The organism is Candidatus Njordibacter sp. Uisw_039 (assembly GCF_047730075.1).
Classification (GTDB): domain Bacteria; phylum Pseudomonadota; class Gammaproteobacteria; order Pseudomonadales; family Balneatricaceae; genus Njordibacter.
This window is the reverse complement of sequence record NZ_CP159831.1, coordinates 508,323-530,719: the sequence shown is the minus strand read 5'-3', so window position 1 is coordinate 530,719 and position 22,397 is coordinate 508,323. Positions and strand designations below refer to the sequence as shown.

The 22,397-nt window shown below is 44.5% G+C and carries 20 protein-coding genes; 8 read left to right on the top strand and 12 right to left on the bottom strand.

Features of this window, described 5'->3' with window-relative positions; all coding sequences use genetic code 11:
- Nucleotides 1-158: 158 nt before the first annotated feature.
- The 5 genes from ABXT70_RS02485 (at nucleotide 159) to ABXT70_RS02465 (ending at nucleotide 7,739) form a co-directional block, all read left to right on the top strand.
- Nucleotides 159-1,148 carry a GlxA family transcriptional regulator gene (locus tag ABXT70_RS02485; protein WP_443641604.1) on the top strand — a complete coding sequence of 330 codons (990 nt, stop codon included), beginning with the start codon at nucleotides 159-161 and terminating at the stop codon, nucleotides 1,146-1,148.
- A gap of 533 nt (nucleotides 1,149-1,681) precedes the next feature.
- Nucleotides 1,682-3,334 (top strand): ABC transporter substrate-binding protein, encoded by a 1,653-nt coding sequence (locus tag ABXT70_RS02480; protein ID WP_443641603.1) that lies wholly within the window; start codon nucleotides 1,682-1,684, stop codon nucleotides 3,332-3,334.
- A gap of 106 nt (nucleotides 3,335-3,440) precedes the next feature.
- Nucleotides 3,441-4,481: an ABC transporter permease gene (locus tag ABXT70_RS02475; protein WP_443641602.1), complete on the top strand. Its 1,041-nt coding sequence runs from the start codon at nucleotides 3,441-3,443 to the stop codon at nucleotides 4,479-4,481.
- Between the two features lie 9 nt (nucleotides 4,482-4,490).
- A complete protein-coding gene (locus tag ABXT70_RS02470) occupies nucleotides 4,491-5,645 on the top strand; it encodes an ABC transporter permease (RefSeq protein ID WP_443641601.1) in 1,155 nt (384 codons plus the stop codon).
- 12 nt (nucleotides 5,646-5,657) lie between these two features.
- Nucleotides 5,658-7,739 carry a dipeptide ABC transporter ATP-binding protein gene (locus tag ABXT70_RS02465; RefSeq protein WP_443641600.1) on the top strand — a complete coding sequence of 694 codons (2,082 nt, stop codon included), beginning with the start codon at nucleotides 5,658-5,660 and terminating at the stop codon, nucleotides 7,737-7,739.
- Here the strand turns inward: ABXT70_RS02465 and ABXT70_RS02460 are convergent.
- The 4 genes from ABXT70_RS02460 to ABXT70_RS02445 form a co-directional block, all read right to left on the bottom strand.
- Nucleotides 7,736-9,067, bottom strand: coding sequence for an MmgE/PrpD family protein (locus tag ABXT70_RS02460; RefSeq protein WP_443641599.1), 1,332 nt, complete (start codon nucleotides 9,065-9,067; stop codon nucleotides 7,736-7,738). The two genes, ABXT70_RS02465 and ABXT70_RS02460, sit on opposite strands and share 4 nt — an antisense overlap.
- Before the next feature lie 143 nt (nucleotides 9,068-9,210).
- Nucleotides 9,211-10,404: an AGE family epimerase/isomerase gene (locus ABXT70_RS02455; protein WP_443641598.1), complete on the bottom strand. Its 1,194-nt coding sequence runs from the start codon at nucleotides 10,402-10,404 to the stop codon at nucleotides 9,211-9,213.
- Nucleotides 10,401-12,035 (bottom strand): sulfatase-like hydrolase/transferase, encoded by a 1,635-nt coding sequence (locus ABXT70_RS02450; protein ID WP_443641597.1) that lies wholly within the window; start codon nucleotides 12,033-12,035, stop codon nucleotides 10,401-10,403. The genes ABXT70_RS02455 and ABXT70_RS02450 overlap by 4 nt, the downstream gene beginning before the upstream one ends.
- Nucleotides 12,036-12,154: 119 nt before the next feature.
- Nucleotides 12,155-13,060, bottom strand: a complete 906-nt coding sequence (locus tag ABXT70_RS02445; RefSeq protein ID WP_443641596.1) for a LysR family transcriptional regulator — start codon at nucleotides 13,058-13,060, stop codon at nucleotides 12,155-12,157.
- Between the two features lie 153 nt (nucleotides 13,061-13,213).
- Between ABXT70_RS02445 and ABXT70_RS02440 the strand changes: the two genes are divergently transcribed.
- Nucleotides 13,214-14,215: an NADP-dependent oxidoreductase gene (locus ABXT70_RS02440; RefSeq protein ID WP_443641595.1), complete on the top strand. Its 1,002-nt coding sequence runs from the start codon at nucleotides 13,214-13,216 to the stop codon at nucleotides 14,213-14,215.
- Here ABXT70_RS02440 and ABXT70_RS02435 read toward each other — a convergent pair.
- Entirely contained in the window at nucleotides 14,205-14,618 is a 414-nt protein-coding gene (locus ABXT70_RS02435; RefSeq protein WP_443641594.1) for an acyl-CoA thioesterase, read from the bottom strand. The two genes, ABXT70_RS02440 and ABXT70_RS02435, sit on opposite strands and share 11 nt — an antisense overlap.
- Before the next feature lie 255 nt (nucleotides 14,619-14,873).
- On the opposite strand from ABXT70_RS02435, the gene ABXT70_RS02430 reads away from it, so the two are divergent.
- Together ABXT70_RS02430 and ABXT70_RS02425 are read left to right on the top strand one after the other, a co-directional pair.
- Nucleotides 14,874-15,422 (top strand): glutathione peroxidase, encoded by a 549-nt coding sequence (locus ABXT70_RS02430; RefSeq protein ID WP_443641593.1) that lies wholly within the window; start codon nucleotides 14,874-14,876, stop codon nucleotides 15,420-15,422.
- A gap of 59 nt (nucleotides 15,423-15,481) precedes the next feature.
- On the top strand, nucleotides 15,482-15,838 hold the full coding sequence (locus ABXT70_RS02425; RefSeq protein ID WP_443641592.1) for a YchJ family protein: 357 nt from the start codon (nucleotides 15,482-15,484) through the stop codon (nucleotides 15,836-15,838).
- 104 nt (nucleotides 15,839-15,942) lie between these two features.
- Here the strand turns inward: ABXT70_RS02425 and ABXT70_RS02420 are convergent, their stop codons facing one another.
- The 7 genes from ABXT70_RS02420 to ABXT70_RS02390 all read right to left on the bottom strand — a co-directional run bounded on the left by ABXT70_RS02420 (nucleotide 15,943) and on the right by ABXT70_RS02390 (nucleotide 22,385).
- Nucleotides 15,943-16,272 carry a hypothetical protein gene (locus ABXT70_RS02420; RefSeq protein ID WP_443641591.1) on the bottom strand — a complete coding sequence of 110 codons (330 nt, stop codon included), beginning with the start codon at nucleotides 16,270-16,272 and terminating at the stop codon, nucleotides 15,943-15,945.
- A gap of 952 nt (nucleotides 16,273-17,224) precedes the next feature.
- The gene (locus tag ABXT70_RS02415) at nucleotides 17,225-17,545 is read right to left on the bottom strand and encodes a hypothetical protein (RefSeq protein ID WP_443641590.1); all 321 of its coding nucleotides are present in this window, start codon (nucleotides 17,543-17,545) and stop codon (nucleotides 17,225-17,227) included.
- A 71-nt stretch (nucleotides 17,546-17,616) separates the two neighbouring features.
- Nucleotides 17,617-17,946 (bottom strand): nuclear transport factor 2 family protein, encoded by a 330-nt coding sequence (locus ABXT70_RS02410; RefSeq protein WP_443641589.1) that lies wholly within the window; start codon nucleotides 17,944-17,946, stop codon nucleotides 17,617-17,619.
- Nucleotides 17,947-18,073: 127 nt separating this feature from the next.
- Nucleotides 18,074-19,288, bottom strand: a complete 1,215-nt coding sequence (locus tag ABXT70_RS02405) for a hypothetical protein (RefSeq protein WP_443641588.1) — start codon at nucleotides 19,286-19,288, stop codon at nucleotides 18,074-18,076.
- Between the two features lie 6 nt (nucleotides 19,289-19,294).
- The gene (locus ABXT70_RS02400; protein ID WP_443641587.1) at nucleotides 19,295-20,287 is read right to left on the bottom strand and encodes a TauD/TfdA family dioxygenase; all 993 of its coding nucleotides are present in this window, start codon (nucleotides 20,285-20,287) and stop codon (nucleotides 19,295-19,297) included.
- A 205-nt stretch (nucleotides 20,288-20,492) separates the two neighbouring features.
- Complete coding sequence (locus ABXT70_RS02395; RefSeq protein WP_443641586.1) at nucleotides 20,493-21,218, bottom strand: aspartate/glutamate racemase family protein; 726 nt, start codon at nucleotides 21,216-21,218, stop codon at nucleotides 20,493-20,495.
- Nucleotides 21,219-21,374: 156 nt separating this feature from the next.
- Nucleotides 21,375-22,385: a D-cysteine desulfhydrase family protein gene (locus ABXT70_RS02390; RefSeq protein WP_443641585.1), complete on the bottom strand. Its 1,011-nt coding sequence runs from the start codon at nucleotides 22,383-22,385 to the stop codon at nucleotides 21,375-21,377.
- Nucleotides 22,386-22,397 lie beyond the last annotated feature (12 nt).

The following is a 22,397-nucleotide window of genomic DNA, read 5'->3' as shown; positions in this document are numbered from 1 at the left end:
CACCTGAGGCCTAATAAATAGCCTCTTAGTAACGGGTTTGTAACGTACACGATAGCATTCAAAAGATTAAAAAAAAGAAACTAAATCGACAATAAGCGGAATTAAAAGTTGTATAAACATAAATTGACCGATACCCTAAGCTTGTCAGAGGATTCAACATGCAACCAAACTACGCCAGTAATCCAACGCAGATTGGATTTTTCCTTATCGCTCAGTTCTCCATGCTCTCCATGTCAGCTGCTGTTGAGCCGCTGAGAATAGCTAACCGGCTTAGCAAGTGTAATTTGTATGAGTGGTCATTTTACAGCAAAGACTACCTACCGGTGAGAGCAAGCAACGGTATAGACGTTGCTGCCACTCGTGAGATGGCAGATACAGAAGATTTAGATGCCCTGATCGTTGTAGCAGGCATCGATGTAGAAAACCATGATGACCCAGTCCTCAGCCGATGGTTGAGGCGCTTATCACGCCTCTCCATCACCTTAGGCTCTACGTCAACTGGCAGTTTGTTGCTGGCTCGAGCCAAATTACTAAACCAAAGCCCCTGCACCATCCACTGGGAAAACATTGACAGTTTTAAGGAAGAGTTCCCCTTGTTAAATATTACTGGTGAATTGTATGAAATGGATACCCACTTCATGACATGCTCAGGCGGCTTATCAGGGCTTGATATGATGCTCCAACTCATCACCCAACAACATGGCCTGAAACTGGCAAAGGACGTGGCAGAGCAATGCATTCACCCTAGCATCCGTGATGCCCATGCACACCAGCGCATGGCTACCCAAACTAGACTAAGCATTCATCACCCAGCGCTAATCAAAGCTATTGAGTTAATGCAGAGCTGCACTGAAGATCCTATGTCTCAAGCACAGATTGCCAGCAAATCAAACTTATCTTTGCGTCAGTTGGAGCGACTATTTAAACATCATTTCGGCCTAAGGCCTGCGCAGTATTACCTAGATTTAAGACTCAACAAAGCCCAACTACTTTTACAACAAACCAGTCTTTCTACCTTTGCTATTGCTACCGCCTGTGGTTTTAATTCGACTTCCTATTTGGCAAAATGCTACCGATCAAAATTTTTAATATCACCTCGGCAAGAACGTACAAGAGACAAATTACCTAGTCCTACTTTAGGAGGTTAAAAGTCTCAGTTTTAGCAAGAACCAAATTATTTATTATCCACCAGGGACTAATCAAGGCGTTATTGTTGGCGGATGTAGATTTTTCGTACATTATAAAAAAGATGGGATATCATTATGAAAAAGCTAATTCCACTTATTGTCGATTCAGTCTCCAGTTTGTAATCTCTTGAATGCTATCGTGTATGGTATAAACCCATTACTTGAGAGGCTATGTATTATGCCTCAGGTTAATTTAATGAGCCGTAATGTGCTGCCATAGATACTTATTTGGTATGGGTGCAAATTTGACAAGGGTGTAAATGATCTGTAGAACTTAAAGGGCTTGGAGAATGCGTGAGCTCTAAGAAATAACTGAAGCAGACGGCTTTGAGCCAACTGCAGGCAGTTTTAGCGCGCAGAGATTGGCCTACCACGGTGTATTGGTGCCTCTGAGTAATAGGCTAAACTATCATATTCAGCTGTGAAAAAAGTCTAACATTAGACTAAAAAATCGGACCTTATCGTCCGTAACAATAACAACCGGAGAGTATAGAATGACGAAGTCCACTGACATAGGTAAAGCAACGCATCCCGTTGTTGACATGTATAAAAATGAATACTTACAAGGCCAACTTTCACGTCGAGAATTTTTTGTACGTGCCTCTGCCTTGGGTGCCAGCGCAATTGCGGCATACAGCATGATTGGTTTAGTCGCGCCAATGGCCATGGCCGGCACGCCTAAAATGGGTGGCACCTTGCGTTATCAAACGGAAGTCCGGGCCATGAAAGACCCACGCACCTATGACTGGTCCCAAATAGCCAACTTCAGCCGTGGCTGGTTAGAATACCTAGTACGTATCAATACTGATGGCACTATGGAAGGCCAATTGCTCGAAAGTTGGTCAGCCAACAACGATGCCACTGTCTTCACACTTAACGTGCGCAAGGGCGTAACCTGGAATAATGGCGATGCCTTCACTGCCGATGACGTGGCTCGCAATATGACTGGTTGGTGTGACAAGAGCGTGGAAGGCAACTCCATGGCGGGTCGTATGAATTCCTTACTAGATGCCGATACCGGCAAAGCACGAGCAGGCGCCATTGAAGTGGTGGATAGCCATACCGTGCAGCTCAATCTTTTGGCTCCAGATATTTCTATTATTCCAGGCATGACTGACTACCCTGCAGCTATTGTCCATTCAAGCCATGACAGTGATAATATGATAGGCAATGCCATAGGTACTGGCCCATACTCTCCTGAAAGTCTCGAGGTGGGTGTTAAGGCCGTGTTGGTGCGCAATGAGTCCCATTCATGGTGGGGCGAAGGGGCATACCTTGACCGTATTGAAATGATCGACTATGGCACTGACTACGGTGCTATTGTGGCCGGCGCTGACGCGGATGAATTTGATATAACCTACGACGTTGCTGGTGAATTTATCGGCATGTTTGATGACTTAGGTTGGATAAAAACGTCAGCAGTGACGGCAGCTACTATAGTCATCCGTCCTAATCAGCAGGCTGAAGTGGATGGCATTAAGCCCTATGCTGATAAACGCGTACGTCAGGCCTTAGCGATGGCTGTTGACAATAATATATGTTTAGAACTTGGCTACTCTGGCCATGGCACACCAGCAGAAAACCACCACGTTTGCCCAGTTCATCCCGAGTATGCAGCCTTGCCTGCCCAGAAGGTTGATGGTGCAGCAGCAAAAGCACTGATGGACGAAGCCGGTATGGGGGATTATGAACATGAACTTATTTCCATCGACGACGACTGGCGCCGCAACACCACAGATGCCGTGGCCGCCCAATTGCGCCAAGCAGGCATTAAGGTTAAGCGCACCATTTTACCAGGTTCTACCTTCTGGAATGACTGGGTAAAATACCCCTTCTCCTCCACCAACTGGAATCAACGTCCTTTGGGTGTGCAGGTGTTGGCACTAGCCTACCGCAGTGGTGAAGCTTGGAACGAAGCTGGTTTCGCTAATAAAGAGTTTGATAGTTTGTTATCACAAGCTATGGCGGTTCCTGACGCCGATGAACGCCGCAAAATCATGGCCAAGATCGAGGCTATTATGCAAGATGAAGGCGTCATTATTCAGCCATATTGGCGTTCTTTATATCGGCATAACAAGCCAGGCCTAATGAATGCCGAAATGCATCCTGCGTTTGAGTTTCATCTAGAAAAAATGTGGTGGTCTTAAACCCACACTTGGGCCACTTTGTGGCCCTCTAATTTTCTCTAAAGAGCAGGCCTAGTAGCCTGCTCTTTTTTATCACCTCTCTGCCCTAGTCATCCCAGGACTGCACATGTGGATATTTATTGTTAAGCGAACGGGCATGATGGTATTGACTGCTCTGTGCCTAACCTTTTTGGTGTTTTTCTTAACCAACTTACAGCCCAATTTAGAGAAGTTAGCCAAGACTCAGGGCAGTATGCGCATGTCCGACGTACAGGTTGAACAATGGCTGGAGAGTCGCGGTTATAAGCAGCCCCTACTGGTACGTTATGGCGAATGGTTAGGGGTAACACCCGGTTTTGTGTTTGTCAGAGAAGATGGCAAAACGTTAGGTCGTTGTGTAAAACCCGGTGTGGATCTCATTGCCAACTATTGTGGTGTGTTGCAGGCTGACATGGGTTGGTCTACAGTATTTAAAGACAATGTTGCCAGCATAGTTAGCAAACGCCTTGGGTTAACAGGCTGGTTAATGCTATTTGTGATGTTAGTGATGGTGCCTATGGCGCTCATTATTGGTGTACTGGCAGGTATGCGAGAAGGTTCACGCACGGATCGGAACTTATCAACTTTTGCTATCCTCACCACCGCAACGCCGGAATATGTCTCCGGTGTTATCTTTGTAGTGATATTTGCTAGTTCAGCAGTGGGCTTAAGATGGTTTAAAGGCTCTTCGACTTCTGCTATGGATGAGATCACCATTGCCAATTTCACTTTACCAGTGATGACCATGGCTTTCTATGGAATGGGTTACATTGCGCGCATGACTCGCGCCTCAATGGCTGAAGTTATGACAGCGCAATATATTCGAACCGCACGCTTAAAGGGTGTTAGTTTTAGCAACATCGTGCTTAAACACGCTTTACGCAATGCGTTAATCGCACCCTTTACGGTAATCATGCTACAAATCCCATGGCTCCTCACTGGCGTGGTCATTGTAGAAACCTTGTTTAACTACAAAGGTTTTGGCTGGCTGCTAGTTCAGGCTGCGTCCAACAATGATATCGACCTCTTGTTAGCCTGCTCGATGGTGGCGGTATTCGTGGTACTCATCACACAGTTAATTTCAGATATTGGCTATGTATTCCTCAATCCACGTATTCGTATCAATTAGGGCACGCTGATGGAAGCATTAACTGCACTTCAAATCACCATTGGCATTTTTACCCAGTTAATCCCTGTATGGGTTGCTATGGGCATAATTTTAAGTATCTCTGCTTATTATCGACAACGCTTAGGCTTATATGGCCACTTGTTTGATAGCCGCGTTGGCACCTTGGGTTTGCTACTGGTGTTGTTTTGGGTATTAACAGCTATCCTTGCTGATTTAATTATCACCCACGACCCCTTAGCCCAAATTTCTGGTATGAAAAACAAAGGCATAGGTTTTCCTGTGCGTGGTGTGGAAGGTACATTCTACCTGTTAGGTGGTGATAACCTGGCCCGTGACATATTTTCTCGCGTGGTAATGGGCTGCCGCACTGTATTAACTATTGCCCCAGCGGCTACTGTGTTTGCCTTTATGGTAGGGATCACCTTAGGCCTACCTGCCGGCTATAGATCTGGAAAGTTGGATACGATCTTATCTTTCTTGTCCAATTTAGTGCTAGCCTTCCCAGTAATTTTGTTATTTTTCTTGTTAGTCACACCAGAAATTCGCTCAACTGGTGTACCTATTTATTTGGCTGCAGTACTGTTCGTATTTCCTATTATATTGTTTGTTGTGTTATTTCAATCTCGATTTTATACCCAGCCTGTGAAGCGTAATATTTATGTCGCCATCACACTAGTATTGGGTTTTTGGGCCTATTCAGGTCTGGCTTTTAATATGGATCCATTAGGTGTTTTTTATATGGAACCTAACCTGCTGAATATTTTTGTTGCAGTGGTATTTGTTAACTCACCTACGGTGTTTCGTATTGTCAGGGGCCTAACTCTGGACATTAAAACTCGCGACTATGTAGCGGCAGCCGAAACCCGCGGAGAAGGACCTTGGTATATTATGTTGTGGGAAATTCTACCTAATGCACGAGGGCCTTTGATTGTGGATTTTTGTTTACGCATCGGCTACATCACTATTTTATTAGGCACCTTGGGTTTCTTTGGCCTAGGCGTTAGCCCAGAAAGCCCAGACTGGGGTATGACCATAAACGAGGGCCGCAAACTCTTATCCATATACCCACACCTAGCTATTCCTCCTGCCCTAGCATTAATGTCGCTAGTGCTGGGCCTCAACCTGTTGGCCGATGGCCTGCGCGAACAGTCACTCAAAGACTAAGGGAGCAGGATCATGCAACAATGGGATTACGATGGACCTATTTTAGAAATAGACAACCTGTCCATTAGTTTCTTTACTCGATTGGGTGAAATTCCTGCAGTGATGGACTTCTCTTGTGTGGTAGAGCAAGGCCAAGCTATGGGTCTTGTGGGTGAGTCTGGCTGCGGCAAATCCACCGTGGCTTTAGGCGTGATGCAAGACCTTGGAGTAAACGGCAAAATTGTTGGTGGCAGCATCAAATTTAAGGGCCGAGAGCTCAACACAATGAGCGAAGAAGAACTGCGGCATTTGCGTGGCTCTGAAATTGCCATGATTTATCAAGAACCCATGGCTTCCTTGAATCCATCCATGAAAGTCGGCAAGCAACTCATGGAAGTGCCCATGATCCATCAACAGAGCTCTGCCAAAGAGGCCTGGGATCTGGCCATGCAAGTGGTGGAAGATGTTCGACTGTCTGACCCTGAGCGGATCTTAAACAGTTACCCACATCAATTATCAGGTGGCCAACAGCAACGCATTGTCATCGCCATGGCGCTGATGTCAAAACCGTCGTTGCTGATCCTTGATGAACCTACCACTGCGCTGGATGTCACTATTGAAGCGGGCATCGTTGACCTAGTCAAAGGGTTAGGTGAGAAGTATGGCACCTCAATGCTATTTATCTCCCACAATCTTGGTTTAGTGCTGGAAACCTGTAATGACATTTGTGTCATGTATTCAGGTGAGGCTATAGAAGCCGGGCCTATTGAAAAAGTATTTGAGCGCATGCGCCATCCCTATACGCAAGCTTTGTTCCGCTCAATTCCATTGCCCGGTGCTGATAAAAACGCCCGTCCTTTGGTCACTATCCCGGGTAACTTCCCGTTACCCCATGAGCGCCCCAATGGCTGTAACTTTGGCCCTCGGTGTAATTATTATGATGCTGAAACATGTGGCCAGAATGAGATTTCCATGCTGTCTTTGATAGACGATCATAGCCACGCCTCACGCTGTGCAAGAATCAACCAAATAGACTGGCTCAACCCCCCAGTAGCAGCTGCAGATAGGCAATCCACCGAAATAGGTGAAGTGGTGCTTAAGGTTGATAAGCTACAAAAATACTATGAAGTTGCTGCGAGCGCTTTGTTTGGTAGCGGGGAAAAGCGTGTCGTTAAGGCCAACGAGAGCATCTCCTTTGAAGCACGTGAATCAGAAACCCTGGCCATTGTTGGGGAGTCTGGCTGTGGCAAGTCTACTCTGGCAAAGGTGTTACTGGGTTTAGAGGAAGCTAGCGCAGGCACTGCTAACTTACTGGGCGAGGACATTCAAAACACCTTGATCCATGACCGTGAGGTTGAGTCTGTGTCGTCCATTCAAATGGTATTTCAAAACCCATTTGATACCCTTAACCCATCCATGAGTGTGGGCCGCCAAATCATACGCGCCCTTGAAGTCTTTAGGGTTGGCACCAACGAGGAGGACCGCGAGCAAAGAATGTTGGGGCTATTAGATTTAGTCAAACTGCCTCGAGAATTTGCCCTGCGTAAGCCACGCCAACTATCTGGTGGCCAAAAACAACGTGTGGGTATTGCTCGTGCCTTTGCTGGCAACGCTCAAGTAGTGGTGGCCGATGAGCCAGTTTCTGCGTTAGATGTTTCCGTTCAAGCGGCTGTAACTGATCTGTTAATGGAGTTGCAAAGAAAAAATAAAACCACCATGCTGTTCATTAGTCATGACCTGTCAATCGTTCGCTATATCTCTGATAGAGTGATGGTCATGTATTTGGGTCATGTGGTAGAAATGGGTAGCACAGACCAAGTATTTAGTCCTCCTTATCACCCCTATACTGAGGCCTTGTTATCGGCGGTGCCGATTGCTGATACTAGCATTAAGCGTAAACACATTGTCTTGGACGGTGATATTCCTTCGGCCATGAACCCACCATCAGGGTGCCCTTTCCAAACTCGTTGCCAGCACAAGCAACAGGTTGCTAATAACCTTTGTGAAAAGGAGTTGCCAGCAATGAAGTTAATGTCCGATGGTCATGAGCTTAGATGCCATTTAACGGACGACTTCTTAGGCGCTATGATTCCAGTCATCCAGCTGTCTAATTAGCTGCGAATTAAGGCCAACAAGCCAGCTAAATCACCCTTTTCCAAATGTTCAATATAGGCTAACACCTGTTGTGATTTTTGCAGGCCCCACACGGGTTCACATAAGTTAATGTACTTGTCCTGAAATTGCTCTTTGCTCATAGGCTTATGAGGGTCGCCTACGGCTTCATGAGGCTCTGATACCATTTCTGTACCGTCAGCCATGCGTATACGCGCATGGGCCCAGCGCTCAGCTGGAAACACCTCATTATAATCCGCACCTTCCATTAACGTGACTTTGCCAATCATGTCTCGTACCTGGGCATCGTTAAAGCCGCTGTAAACATCGTCAGCGCTAATAGCACCTTTTAGAACAGCCATGGCTATCGGAAAACTGATGGCATACTGAGCTTGCTCTGAATCACTAGGCACATCACTAAATAATCGCGCGCCCTCATGAAAGGTCCACACTGTAATTTGCTCTACCTGACTCGGATCAAAATTATGCTTCAGGCGCAACGTTAAGCAAGCCGCAACGGCTGGTTGAGCCCAACGGCATACAGGGTAAGGTTTAAAATATTGATTAAGGATTTGCCAGTTTTGGCCCAAATCCTGCCAATAGGCAGCTGCATCATCAGCAGTAATAGTAATGGCAGGTGCCCCAGTAAAGCCTTCAGCTGCCATATATGCCGCCGAGGTGCCCGCCATAGCACCCCAGCCAGAACCATCCTTCAGCATTGTAGGATGGTCAATATTCCGCATCATCTGGCTGCGTGGCCCATGATATTCAGCTATACCCACAGCATGATTGAATTGTTCTTCATTAAGACCCAAAACATGGGCCGTTAATGCGGCACAGTTAACCGCGCCCCAGGCACCAGAAGTATGATAATCAGTCACTGTTCCATGCAATGCCAACCCCGCCCGGGTGCCTATTTCATAACCAGCAACAATCAAACTAATTAGCTCACGACCCGTCACGGGTCGCAACTGGGACTCTAGCACAGCGATGAGGCTAGGCAGCATGCTACAACCTATATGCCCTTTGACTTCTCGCTGTCCATCGTGACAATCTAACGCGTCAATCATAGTTGCGCCCACCAAGGCAGCCCCCACAGGGCTTATACTTTCACCACCTAGTAATGGTTGAACTGCAGTAATGTTGGCTCCTGCGGCAAAATGATCTTGCGCATGACGGGTAATCATGGATGCTGGGGCTGAACGACCGCCACCTACCGCCGCACCAAGCAGGTCATAACAGCAAACTTTTGCCTGTTCAATGACTGCTGATGGCAAAGTGTCAAAGCTAATATCTAATAAAAACTGCCGGACAGAAAGGTTACTTGGCATAAGGCGAGCTCCTTTTTAATACTATTGGTAGATAATGGGGTAGTTAATTAGCTGTAAAAACCACTCATAGAATACAGGTTGATATTATCCACAGTAGCATTCAAATGATTAAAGCTAGGACACTAAATCGACAATAAACAAACTTATAATCGCAAACTATTAATCACTTCGTAACACGCCCCCATGGTGTGGTAGTCAGTCTTTCCAGCAGGGCTTTTAAGGTCATTGTAGGTGCTATTTTTACGCGTTAGGATACGGTACCAAGCACCGTTTTCATGGTCTACGAAATGTTCCCAAGCATAGGCCCATAATTTCTCATACCAGTCCCAATAACGTTGTTCACCGGTTTTTTCAGCGAGCAACGCAGCAGCAGCAATAGACTCGGCCTGTACCCAAAAATACTTATCAGTGTCACAGATTTCACCGGTGGGAGAAAAGCCATAACAGATGCCACCATGCTCATGATCCCACGCTTTTTCTAGAGCCTGGTCAAACAAAATTTTGGCAGTTGTTACTAACCATGGTTTTGGTTGATAGCGATCTAAGATTAGCAACAGTTTAGCCCACTCGGTGAAGTGCCCTGGCTGATAACCCCATGGGCGAAAAAGGTTTTGTGGGTCGTGTTTATTGTAATTCCAGTCTGGCTGCCAAGCACGGTTATAATGCTCCCAAATTTGGCCTTGGGTGGTTTGGGTTTGACGCACACAAATATTGTGTGCAAGTAGTGTTGCTCGGTCTAAATAGGGCTCATGGCCCGTGGCTTCAAAGGCAGCAATAAGCGCTTCACAAGAGTGCATATTGGCGTTTTGCCCACGGTAAGCAGAAAGTGTTTGCCAGTCTGCACTCGCTTCATCGGCATAGAGGCCATGTTCAGGCAACCAAAAATGCCGTTCCATCAGTGCAAAGGTTTCATGCACGTAGTCTTGAGCTTTGGTTATGCCGGCTTTTGCAGCCGATGAGTAGGCCAACAAAACAAATGCTAGACCATAACAATGATTAGTTTTATCCACTTGCTGGCCATCTCTAATGAGCCAAGCGTAACCCCCATCATGAGAATTCAAATGTGCGCTGCGTAAGTAATTTAAGCCATGACGTGCTGCAGCAAGATATTCTGCGTTGTCAAAGTAACGCGCTGCTTCACAATAATTAAAGATAAACCGTGTACTGCTGACCAAATGTCTGGTTTGAGCATCATAAACACTGCCATCATCACGAAAATGATGGAAAAAACCACCTTTTGGGTCAATAGCCTGGGGGTGGTAAAAATCCATGGTGGTTTGAATATGTTGGGAGAGAAAAATGGCCTCACGGAAATTTGGCTGTCTCATTGTATTCATATGGGCGAAACTTCTGGTTCCAATTGCAGAGCCTGAGGCACATCTTCTTGTTGCCAATAACCAATTAAAATACCCACCTGCCCAGCCTTGCCTAAACGCTGGCCGAAGGCTTCCTGACTCACGGTCACACGATTTTTTAATCCAGCTGACCAATCTAACATCTGCTCGCTGAGTTGCCCACGAACAGCAGTATAACCATCATCCCTACCCAAGTCAGAAAACTCCTGTGGGTCTTCTTGCAAGTCAAATAACATGGGTTTAAAACCCAAGCAATGAACATATTTATAACGCCCATCGTACAACATAGTCATGCGGGAGTTGTTGCTAGTACGGCCTAACTGTTTAGCAAAATCCATAGCACCATAGTCACATTCTGACACCACAAAATCTCGGTCAATGGCCACAGTTTTATGCAGCACAGGCACCAATGATTGACCCTCTAACCAATGCCACTGGGGCTCACCACCGGCCCAATCAACAAAGGTTGGCACTAGATCAATTGCGCAAACTAATTGATCACACTCTGTGCCACGGCTCATATTAGCAGCGGGGCTAGGGTCCATAATAAGCAAAGGCACGCGGGTCACCACGTCATGGAATAGATCTTTTTCTGCTAACCAGTGGTCACCAAAGAAGTCACCATGATCCGACGTCAACACGATCATGGTATTTTTGTTTTGGCCTTGTTGCTCTAAACTAGCAAACAGACGGCCTAAATTGTCATCAATTTCCTTCACTAAACCATAATAGGTGGGTAAAGCATGATTGCGATACTCATCTTGTGCATAGGTTTGGCTTTGTGGCAACGCCATAAAGGCTTGATAAATGGGATGGGCGTTGTGTTTTTGGGCCTCGCACTTACTCGCTTGTGGTAAGTCCACATCGCGGTACATTTGATGATAAGGCGCTGGGGCTGCCAAAGGCCAATGAGGTTTTATATAAGACACATGTAAACACCAGTTCTGCTGCCCCATGTGTTGCATCATTTCAATGGCACGTTCAGTGGTGTAGGCCGTTTCTGAATGGGCGCTATCCACCCTTGTTGGCAAATGTCCATGTTTTAAAAACATGCCATTACGCAGCACCCCATTTTCATCCTGCATGGCGTTAGCCCAAGTAGCCCAAGGATTTTGTGCTGCATACCCCTGCTCGCGCAGGTAGTCGAAATAAGCAGGTGTGCCACTACCGTAGCCGCCTGCCACACCCAAGGTGTGCAGACCGTCATCATGCTCACCTTGACTGAATCCTGCATTGCTTAAAAACCGCCCTAACTCCGATTTTGGGTCAAGACCTAGGCGTCGCATACCGGCCAAATCTGGCTTCATGTGGGTTTTACCCATCAAATAGGTGTTCATGCCACAAGCTGCAAGATGATCTGCCAGGGTCAACTCATCAACCCTGTTCGGCCAACCATTCCAAGTTGCACCGTGGGAGCGCACATGCCGGCCCGTATAATAGGAGGCACGGGAATTACCACAGCTGGTACCTTGTACATAACAGCGGTTAAATTTCACACCTTTCTGTGCCAAACGATCTATATTAGGTGTATCCACCACACCGTTACCATAACAAGACAAGGCGTCGGCTCGCAGTTGATCTAACATGATGAAAAGTATGTTTTTTTGCGTCACAAAATCCCCTTACCAACAAATTTATCAATGCTAGACTAACATACGTGTCCTGTTTATTCAGTCCAGAATAATCATCGTTATTCGCCCAAGGTTCAACCACTACTATTAATAATAATTGCTTAAATAATGCGTAGTTCTCTAATTAAAAAATCAACCGCCACTTTTACTTTTTGGATCTGATATTTGGGTTTAATGTAGAGTAAGTAAATACCTGTTTCAGGGCCTCTACTAATCACCACTTCAGTATCACTTAAGTTGATCACCTGTAATTTGTTCTCACTCAACTGCTTTTCAATACCCCATTTAGGTAGCAAAGCAATACCATCTCCCTCAACTGCAGCTTTAACAATACCTCCACCATGATCGCTGATGATATTGGCTTTATTATTCAGCTGCCGCCACTCGCCATTAACATTAGCCTGCCAATAAAAAACAGCATTTGGCCCTCTATAATATAGGCTGCGATGGCTACTAAGTTGCGCTACATTTAGAGGCGTTCCATGAGTATTTAGATAGGCAGGCGAAGCCACTAGCACAAAATTATTATCTGATAATTTACGAGAGACCACCCTGTCTTGAGGTTCCACACCTACACGAATAGCTATATCTATTTGATCACCAGTGAGGTCCGACACTTGATCAGTTAACTGAATATCCAAGGTAATGCCTGGGTATTGTCGCCTAAATCTGGTCAATACAGGCATCAAACAAGTTTCTCCATAACCCGGTGTAGCGGTGATTCGCAAAGTGCCAGAAGGTGTTTTTGTCTGTAGACTGACCAACTCATCAGCATGGCTCAAGGCCGCTATAGCCTCTTTCACTTCATCATAATACAAGGAGCCTTGTTCTGTGAGCCGCACCACTCGGGTCGAACGCTTAAACAACTCAACCCCAAGCTCCGACTCTAGATCTTTAATACGCCGCGACATAGAAGAGACAGGCACATCAAAAGCCTTTGCTGCTTGGGTGAAATTAGAGGTTTCAACCACTTTTAGAAAATAATTTAGTGCGCGTAACTTATCCATGTTTGTCCTACATAGCACATAATCAATAGTGCCTATTATTGTCTTTTAGACAAGTATATTTCTCATTTTACCCCTCTACAAGAAATATAACCAATCTCTATAATACATATCAGCAACAAAAAACTAAACGAACATCAACACGGAACAGTTTACATGCAAGCTTTAATGATGACCAAATATGGCAATATTAGCACCAGCCTCGCCTTCCAGAGTATCGCAACACCCAAAGCCTCACCAAGCCAAGTCATCATTAAAGTTCATGCCTCCAGCATCAATCCATTTGACTACAAAGTGCTTAAAGGTGAGTTTAAAGCCTTCAAAAAAATAAACTTTCCACAAGGGATTGGACGTGATGTCAGTGGTGTTGTGGTGGAGGTTGGAGACCTCGTCAGCAATTTGAAAGTAGGCGATGCAGTCCTATCTCGAATCGACGAAGAACTTGTGGGAACTATGGCTGAATATGTAGCCTCAGAAGCACAACACACAGCTTTAAAACCTCAAGAAATGACCCACGAAGAGGCAGCAAGTATGCCTTTAGCGGGCCTCACCGCACTGCAAGCCCTGGTAACAACTGTTCAATTAAAAGCAGGTGAAAAGGTGCTCATTCACGCTGGATCTGGCGGCGTAGGAACTATTGCTATCCAGCTGGCCAAGAGCTTAGGTGCCTTTGTCGCCACAACCACCAGCACAGCCAATGTAGATCTCGTTAAAAAGCTTGGCGCTGATCAGGTGATTGACTACAAAAAAGAAGACTATTTAGAGCAAGTAAGTGATTTTGATGTGGTGTTTGATACGTTAGGTGGTGTCTACACACTTGATGCTTTTAAAGTGATAAAAAACGGCGGGCGGGTAGTGTCTGTAAACGGAGAAGTAGACGACATCCTGGCCAAAAAGCTTGGGTTAAATTTTATCATCCGCAAAATTCTAAGCTTTAAGGCCAGAAAAATCACCCAAGCTGCAGTAAAAAAGAACGCCACATATCGCATGATCCTCATGAATTCTGATGGTGTTCAACTCGCTGAGTTAGCTAATTTGTATCTACAGGAAAAAATAAAAGCAGTGATCGACCGCAGCTATCCATTTACCGAAAGCATTGACGCCTTCGAATACCTATCCAAGGGCAGAGCCAAAGGCAAAGTAGTCATTACACACTAGGTAATGGCTTTGGTTTGCCGTCGCTGTCCACCGCCACAAAGGTAAACATTCCTTCTGTGACCTTGTCTACCGTGTCACTATGATGGCGTCTAACCCACGCTTCCACGTGGACCGTAATGGAGGTATTACCACGCTTAGCGGCGCTGCAGTAACAGCTCACATCGTCACCCACATACACCGGTTTATGAAACGTCATGGCATCCACTGCCACGGTGACCACTCGGCCTTTGGCCACGTGGGCTGCAAATACACCACTGGAGATGTCCATTTGAGACATAATCCAGCCGCCAAAAATATCTCCATCTGGGTTAGCGTCAGCAGGCATAGCAATGGTGCGTAAGGATGGGTTTCCATCTGGCATGGATGTTGGCGCAGGTATTGAAGTGGCTATTGGAGTGGACACAGCAGTTTATCCCTTTTCTTGTGTTTGTTAAGTATCAGCAATGATATCATCCACGTGTTCGATACCCACGGAAATATGTACAAAGTCTTATAATAGAACTGCTTTAGACAAGGATTATGAATTCATCTAACTCGTCCATTGCTGTAAAATCAAATCGCTAGTTTGAGCATATCAAGTTTTATTGTTCCAAAACAAAGCCTTTATCATCACGATTATGTATATTGGTATATACCAACCTTGGATAGTTTTTTTATTATGCCTACACCTTACGTTATACATGTTTTATTTGGCCTGTTCATCGGCCTATCTGCCTCACAGTCTGCCTTGGCATCATGTGCGCCATGGCTCAAACACGACCTTAAGCAACTCCATTCAGGCATACCGTTAGATTTATGTGCCGTAACAGCTGGTAAACCGCTGTTGCTCGTTAATACGGCTAGCCACTGTGGTTTTACTAATCAATTTGGAGATTTAGAAGAATTACATCAGGAGTACAAAGACCAAGATCTGGTCATTATTGGCTTCCCAAGCAACGCCTTTAATCAAGCAGCTATAAACGAAGAAGAGGCCGCTAAAATCTGCCTGTTTAATTTTGGTGTTACCTTTTTGATGAGCCAAACCATCGAAGTCAAGGGTGATAATGCACACCCTATATTCCAGCACCTGATACAGCAAAAAGGTAAACCGAGCTGGAACTTTAGTAAATATTTAGTTGATCGAAACGGTGTGGTGGTTGAGCGATATAACCCATGGACATCACCAACGTCTCGGTCCCTTACCCGTGACATTGAGACCTTGCTATGAACAAAAAATAGGTGAGATCTACCGAATCACAACCTACCAACTGTTATTGTAATTCTGGTGTGAACTTTGAAGTATGTTGTTATCCAGCGCTCAGCGGCAATCACCCCGCTAAAACGGCAGTGGCGTTAATGCGTTCACGTTATACAGCCTTTTACCTGCATAACCTGAACTACTTGCTACAGACTTGGCACCCTAGCACACGTCCTGAAAGCATAGAGTTTGAAGCCCAACAACAATGGCTGGGGCTTAAAATTGTTGCCACCCATGATGGAAACCAAGGAGATTCTCAGGGGCAAGTAGAATTTATAGCGCGTTATAAAATCCACGGCCAAGCCTACCGATTGCATGAAAATAGTGATTTTTTATGGCAGGACGATCGCTGGTATTACACCCAAGGCACACTTCTTAGCCAATAAGCCCTAGGCCCACTGATTAGGTTAGTTTAGATCTAGGCGCACTAGACTAAGAAGTACATGTGTAATAATGGACTCTTGTTAGTAGTGTTAAAGGCGAGAGGCAATCACTTCATTAAAGAAGCGCCAGTTTCGGTACGTATCACCTGTCCATTTTCTAGCATCTTAACGCTAATCAAAGACTCCCGCGATCCATCCTGAAACCTCATTACTGAGTGTTCCACCAGAATATCATCATTTTCATAAATGCATCGGTGCATAATTTCTTTATAGCTGGTCTCAGCAAACATACCTGAAATAAGCACCCTGTATTCTGACTTTTTTAGAGTGGTGCCCGACTGATGGCGAACAAACTCAAAATCATCATGATACAACGACATTAACGTCTCAATATCTCTTTCTTCATTGGCTTTCTTAATTGCTCTAAACAGTTTCATAACAAATCCTCACGGGTGGCCTTTAATACAAAATAATGCAAAAGCATGCGCTAGAGCGATGTTTAAAGCTAGTAAAACATCTGTATTAGTAGATCAAAAAGGCTAAAGTGGTTTTAAGAACCTTGAAATTGATACCCCTATCGAATGTAATCATTGACACCGATATTTTCTACCGAATAACCTCCCTTCACGAGTATCTGGTCGTTATCTAAATGTCGTATACCCCGTTGTCACTGGGTTTCCCGTGAGGTGGCTCACTAGCCAACTCTGTATTGAGCCAAACTGGGGTCGTTTCTTGGCTCGTTTCTGTCCTTAGCATTTGGAAACATTTGAAAGCTTAATGCTTCTTTTTCACATTGTCTCTGACAAGCCTCTAGAACGCCTAGCCAATCTAACAAAGATTGAACAGTTCAGTATGATTTGGTAGAGAGTAACCTCAGTGACAATACGGTCTCCAAACTATTAACTCCATTCTTGAGCAAAGTTTACCAAGTGTTTATAAAAGAGTTGGCGACAACTAGACAACTAGATGTAACCGCCTGTTTTATGTAGTCTTTAGGTTAGCTCTACGTAATGGTCATCATGGATAACCTACCCAGATAAAGTAAATCTATGTAAGCTTTACTGTTTGGTAAAATAATATCTGATAGGATGTACTCGAAGCCCAGCCTTTAAGCGCTACTCTTCTTTGGCCAAGGGGGTTCTTCAGAACCCTTTAGGTCAATCTAACGCATATCTCTGTGCTAACATTGGAGTTCTTATGATTACCACTATAGCTTGTGTCGCTGGATTCTTTCTTGTATTTACTCACTTTATGCTTACTCAATGGGCAAAGCGTAGGAAACTTGCATTAATACGTGTCAGCCCTAAATGGAAGGCATAGCAATAACTAACAAGACTTATTTGGCCGCGAGGTTCTCCGGAACTTCGTAGGTCAATCTTTTTAGAAAGCCTACCCGTTTTGTTTACAGAATTTTATAGCTAGTCCTAAAGGAACCCCCAGACCACCCTCTTCAACAGACGCAATCGATTTCAAAAGACAGCCGATTACCATCGTGGCATCTTCTGCCCCACCGCATAATCTTAAAGCCATGCCCATTTGACCATTCCCAAGACCCAAACCTTCGAATATTATCATAGCCCCCTCATAACATTGAGTAGGCTCAGTTGTTTTAATATCTTTAATCTCATCCCAATCTATCTCCGATGCAGCAACTGCAACTCCATTACTGAAGAGCATTAAGAAAGCTAAGGTTACTAATAATTTATTCATACGCGTCTATATATCCTCGCGTTAACGACAGTGCTTACCAGACAGTATACATTTGGTTGTAGATGCTTCTATTACTTCATCGGCGTAGCACCAGTCTCCTGTCGGATCACCTGTCCATTCTCTAGCATATTAACGGCCATCACAGACTCCCGTGTTCCATCAGGAAATCTCATTACAAAGTGTACCACTAGAATTTCGTCATTTTCATAGATGACGCGGTGCATAAGTCTATCAAAGCTGGCGTGAGCAAACATTTTTATACACATCGCCTTGAATTCAGGCTTTGTTAGGCTAGAGCCAAATTTGTGGCTAACAAACTCAAAATCTTCGTGGTAGAACGACATCATCGCTTCAACATCCTTGTCGTCCTCGGCCTTCTTCATTGCTTTACTTATGCTCATAACGTACTCCTTATGTTAACGATAACTCTTATTAAGCAGTATACATCTGCTGGTGGGTGAAGGCCTTCTTGTCGCAGTGGGTCAATCTTAAATTACAGGTGTTTTTAGATAGGATTATTAATTTAAATCAATCGTGTATTAATTGGTCGATAATGACCGGTGCGACGGCATTTGGGTATGGTAAAACACCATCAGAACTGCCATTAAAGCTTTTTTCTCCGCGATAATCACCTTCAGGAATGATTTGAATACCCAAGCCGAAGCCAAATAGGTTAGGTATTGATCTTCCAGATTTAATGTCACTTAATTCACCAAAATTTGAACGCTGCCTTACTTTTTGGGTAACGCCGTTCAGACTAATTTTAGGTAAGTTTGCTCGGAACCCCGTACACTGGACAACCAGTGCGGCATCATCCAATAAATATTTGGCATCAGAGATTGCTGCCATAGGTTCAAGACGTACACGTTTTTCTGTCCCTTTTTTTATTTGGAGATATAACGCCTTGGCGTCTTTGCGTAATCCTGCATTGCGGTAAACCAGTCCGTTGACAGGACATACGTCATCGATGGCATCAAAAGGCAATTGATTTTGATGCGCAAATTCTGGAGTACAACGAAGTTTAACCAACGGATTTCTTTGCAGCATGATTATTTCTCTACCTTTGGCATATGATGATAGCACTGGATCATTAAGCAAACGCCAAGCCGCCGAGAAACTACTGTGAGAAGAGCCAACAATCAATATACTACCCTGCTGATGAGGTAGTAAACTGGCATCTTTCATCTGCAAAAATGGGCCCGTGAAAACAGTTTTTTGCCGCCATGGCAAAAGATCTTTTAATAAATCTTCTCTGCCACCACAGCAAAGAACCATTTTTTGACTGCGTGCTAATAACTGGTTGTTACTACCATAACTTTTGCATTCATTTTTACTGATTTCAACATGTGTGACCTTTGTATCGAGCAGCAAATTATCGCCTAACAATGAGGTAATTATATTGGTGATTGGTTTAAGCATTAACTTTCCCACTTTGGGCAAAGTTATCAATGGTTGATGTGCTTCAGGCTGTTGTAAATAATAATCACGCAAATCGCTAAATGGCGTTTCATCAAGTAAGCAGCTGACAATTTCGTCAGCGTCAGTATTTGCATTGATTTGATAGCTATCCAATACACCACCAGATTGGTGATTACCTTCGATAGCTATTAGCGAATCTAGTAGGGCTTGGTATTTTAGTTTTTTAGGTCCTTGTGCTTGTTTGACTTTATTAACAAGCGCAATAACAAAGCAAAGTCCGGCAGTGCCAGTACCGATTAATTGACAATGGGAAATTGTATTCATAGCAGTCTAATCCAATGGCGCATACAATTTAGTTTCTTTGGTAATGATGCCACCACGATTGCCAATTTCAATTGAGCCATAACGCTGCTTGTAATATTCCGGTAGTGGGCGGTCACCACTAATGGACAGCCACAAACGCATTAAATGGCGTCGTTTGGTGGGGTCTGGCCAGTCTAAAAACCCCACACGATCATGAAGCTGAGAATGGTTATATACCCATTGCATATCGCCGGGTTCCAGCTGCATGCCAAAATAAAGGTCAGGGTCGTTTGCCAAGGCATCAAACATATCTAGCGCTTCAATATGTTTAGGGGTTAATTCCATAGCTTCGCTAAATCGTTGTGCACTTTCAATGTATTGCCTTTGATAGAAAACGGTAAGATAGCCTTGATTCCAACTTAAAACGGGTATTTCCATGAATGGCTTTTCACCTTCAGGAATTTCACCGCGACGATCTGTTGCTATTGGATCAAACAGTTTTTCCAATAAGTCTGGGCGCTCTGCCTTCATGCGGTTATAAATCGTTTCAGCACTCACCAATAAAGAACGCCCACCTTCTTTTGCCTTTCTGACACACACTAAGCCAACAACGTCGGCACTATCTGTATGGAATGTTTGACGATCACAGGTTTGATAAATACGGCTGTTCGGGTCATTTGCATCTGCGCCAACGTCACGAACATGCCCTAAAATATGCCCGTCAGCATTTTGTGAACGCGCTCTTCCTATGTGAGAACCTAACCCACAGAAAATAGTCGCAGTGAATTTTTGGGAGTAATTTGAGATGTTCAAACCACGTAAAACTTCCACACCAACGCCTTTTAAGAGTGTTTTGCTTAAACTATCAATGTGCGGGAGAAAAGTTGTCAGTGGAAAGGTCTCTTTAGTAATTTCACCAACGTCAATGCCAAGGCTCAAAAAGGAGTTAGCTGCTTTTTCCAAATCAGCAATATCTTCTGTGGTAAGGCGGTATAACCAAGCCTGGGTGTTGCGTGCCATATCTTTGCCAAGCCAGGCTGATGGGCCCGTTAGACAATGAGGTAAGTCCTTTAAATTTTGATGAAGCCCACTTTTCATTTAGATGTTCCCGTTTAGAAAGCAAACTCAATTATCGTTTTACCCACTAAGATAAAACACTTAATTTAGTATGAGTTACGATTGTAACTCATACTAAGAAAAAAACGATGCAACAAGCTAGCGGACGTTACGTAAAGCCCTTATAAGGTTGACGCTGCACCACATCATTAGCCATGCATGCGAGAGTTGTGAGATCAAAAACTGGCAATCCAAACTCAGCCTGCAAACGGTGGGCATAGGGCGGCAAGTCTGTGCACTCCAATACCAGCGAACCAATATCTGGATTGGTTTCAAGTAGCTGCCTAACCACCGTTAGAAGTTCTTCTACGACCAACTCAAGATCCATGTCATTGCGTTCATTACGCAGTATTACACTGGCAAATTCCTCACTATCCTGTAAGCCTGCAATAGCCACTGGAACATGATCAGCACCTACAGCTTTTAAGTAATGGCTATTTAAAACAGTTGAATCAGCAGTAATAACGCCCACCTTTTGCCCCGTCATTTGGTGCGCCAAAGGCACCTGTATGAGACTTGAGGCAAATACAGGAATCTTCACAGCCTTAACCAATGCGGGTTGATACAAGGCCAAAAAGCCACAGGAGCCAGTAATCGCTTTAACACCTTGCATCTCAAGTGAATGAACTGCCTCCAGAATAGTGTTCTCCATGGCTGGTGTGGGCCGGTAAAGCAGGTCAGGCACAGAAATACCCCGCAATAATTCATAACAGATTGTGAAGGGTAGACTCGATGGATTTTTGATGTGCCCTGGTGGCTTAGGGAAGTAACTTTCAAGTGATAGAACGCCGATTGATACACCGCAAATATTTTTCCCACCAGAGACTTTAGTCATATTCTTCCTTTAAAATAGGTTAAGACCTTACTGATGCAAAACAATAAAGAAGTGAAATAAACAGCAAACTAATCCCTTTAGTCGTAAATCGTAAAGTGATTTTGCTGGTTATTTTTCCAGTACAATAAGTCTTTTAATTTTTGGTATACGGTAGTGCTAATTTGTCAAAGTTTCTTGATAACTAAAAATGGCAGGTAGTCCGCCTGTATGAAGCATTACAACCTTTTGGCCGGGTAAAATCTTGCCCTCTTCAAGTAATCCAAGAAGACCTGCAAACGTCTTTGCCGTATAGACAGGGTCTAGCATTATGCCTTCAGTTTGAACCATGAACTTGATAGCGTGTAGCGTTTTTGGGCCAACTTGGCCATAACCAGGAGCTAAGGAGCCGTCCCACGTGAGGATGTCTTGTTGTTTAAAAGGTCTTTCGATTTCTAACATTTCGGCCAATTTATTAGTGACCTTGTTCATCCTATCTTTTTGTTGCACCGCATCACGGCGCACACAAATTCCGTAAATTGGGCTTTTAATTCCTGACAAACGGAGGCCGGTCAACCAGCCACCATGTGTAGCACCACTGCCAGAGGGAACAATTCCAACATCAAAATCTGACATCTGCTCTGCCAATTCAGCGCCACCTTTAACATAGCCAACTGACCCGAGTGGGGGATGATCAATCCCTAATGGTATAATAAACGGGATTTGCCCATTCGTCACTAATCCTGCTGCACGTTTCGCCAATGCCGCATCGGCTCCAGCTTCATTTTCTCCTTCAGGAAAAGACATCAGTTCAACGTCTAAAAAATTACTAAGCAACACGTTTCCTGAGGAGTAATACATAGGCCCCATACTTGGAACTCTCTCCTCAAGTTGCAAAATGGCCTTCATGCCAAATTTTGCGGCAGCAGCGGCCGCTGTTCGTACAAAATTTGACTGAACAGCACCGGTAATCAAAATAGTATCAGCCTTTCTCTCTACCGCAGCGCCAATATAATATTCTAGTTGGCGGGTTTTATTTCCTCCAAAACTGAGGCCTGTCAGATCATCGCGCTTCATCCAAAGATCAATGCCCAATTTATCGGACATTCGATCTAAACGCTCAACAGGAGTAGGTTGTGATATTAGCTCGGCTCGTGGGAACTTCGATATCAACTGTAAAACGTTATTCATGAGCTAGGTCCT